This window comes from Bacillus sp. ok061 (genome assembly GCF_900108285.1).
Classification (GTDB): domain Bacteria; phylum Bacillota; class Bacilli; order Bacillales; family Bacillaceae_G; genus Bacillus_A; species Bacillus_A thuringiensis_S.
Map to the genome: position 1 here is coordinate 1 of NZ_FNUW01000083.1, position 1,702 is coordinate 1,702.

Consider the following 1,702-nt stretch of genomic DNA (forward strand, 5'->3'; position numbering starts at 1 on the left):
TCACCGCTTGGATTTTTTCTTTTGAAGAAAATTTAGCCATAAAAAATGCACCTCCAATTGTTAGGCTGTGTCTAACAATTGGGGTGCACTTCAATGCACCGTGGCTGAATATATAAATCCAATTGGTCTTTTTGTCTTTTTACGGATTCTTACCGCCACTGCCCGTTCTCCGGTAACGTTTTGATAAAGGGGCTACACTATCCCCACACTATTCTTTTTTCAAAGAACTGTATAGGTATAGAGTATAATTGATTCTGTCTTGAGAAATCCCCGAAAACATCCCCTTTTTTATCGAAAAAAATAAGGCCTGCATTTATGCAGGCCTTATTTAAATTAGGGAATTTACTTAGATAAAATTACTGAAGAGATTTCATATCACTTATTCTGTTGGAGAAGGAAATCTTGCAGCTTCAAAATGCGTACTATTTTCTACAGTAGAAATAACTCCAGCTACGCTACTTTGTGCAAAAACCTCAACTACATCCCCTGCATTCAATTGAATTATTGATGAAACAGCTACAACATTGGCAAAGTTTATTGGACCAAAAAAATCATTATCTATTGCAATTGCCGGATTTCCATTAACTCGAATTTCTACCCGCGCTCTATAGTTTGCGTTTAGATTATTGGGAATGAACGCAATTGTTCCAATAACAGAGTAAACACCTCTTGCCTTTGGTATAAAAATGGATGTTGCAGGGTTATATTCATTTGCTAAATCAAATTGTTCATTTTGGAATAAAACTTTAACAAATGTATTTGCTGGTACATTCTGATTAACTGTGCTCACAGCTCTAAAAGCAGATGCTCTTACAAGATTGTATCCGTTATCATCAGAACAACAATTCACTTTTACATTAAACCAAGGCTTTTCCTCATGTTTTTTATCACATTTGTCATAACTCTTACTGCTTTTATGACAATCATGATATTTCTTTTTGTAATCCTTACAATAATCATTGTAGTAATAAGACATACTAGATTCCTCCTTTAAATTTATTACTACATATACTATGTAAGGTAGATTAGAAAGGTTTGGACGAGCTGTTACTATTTTTAATAGAATTAAAAAAACACCATTTGGCAGGGTGTAAAAATAATAAAACATATACAGTAGAACAACCTCATCTTAACCTATCTATATCAACACCACAAAATATTAGAATTCCATTTCAGTTACTTCGAAGCTAAATTTATATAACCCCCAAAGCAGTAGCTTTTAATAAATCTTACGCCCATTTTAATAACAATTACATAATGCAGAGCATATACTAGTATAGAATGATAGGAATTTATACTCACTCTCAAACAAAGCACTTATATATAGTGCTCTGTTTGAGCTTCCTTTTTTCTACAAAATGAAATTTTTATACAAAATACACACAACTAAATTCACATAATTTCATATGATATATTGCATCATTTCTTTTTAGAGTGGATAGTCGTTACAGAAGGGCGCTTTCCGAAGCGTTCTTTTTTAATATCCCCTGCACTAAATAATTTTTGAATTATATCTTAATTTCGAGAACACTCACAAGTCATAGGTTTACAATAAGTCTTGGTCAGAAGAGCACTTATATATGGTGCTCTTTTTGGTATGGAATTTAAAATAGAGGCTTGCTCTTAAAACCTATTATGTAATTTTCATAGGTTTTTTCCTTACACCCGTGTGTCTGTTTACTCATAAGTTGTTAAAGTATAA

Annotated in this window: 1 protein-coding gene; it reads right to left on the reverse strand. The window is 32.5% G+C overall.

The features are described from left to right. Positions 1–379 precede the first annotated feature (379 nt). Complete coding sequence (locus C4S65_RS33900) at positions 380–976, reverse strand: ABC transporter permease (protein ID WP_061665806.1); 597 nt, start codon at positions 974–976, stop codon at positions 380–382. Positions 977–1,702 lie beyond the last annotated feature (726 nt).

Bases quoted from the DNA above. Each gene is read 5' to 3' on its own strand.
- C4S65_RS33900 (WP_061665806.1), bottom strand. From the start codon at position 976: ATGTCTTATTACTACAATGATTATTGTAAGGATTACAAAAAGAAATAT.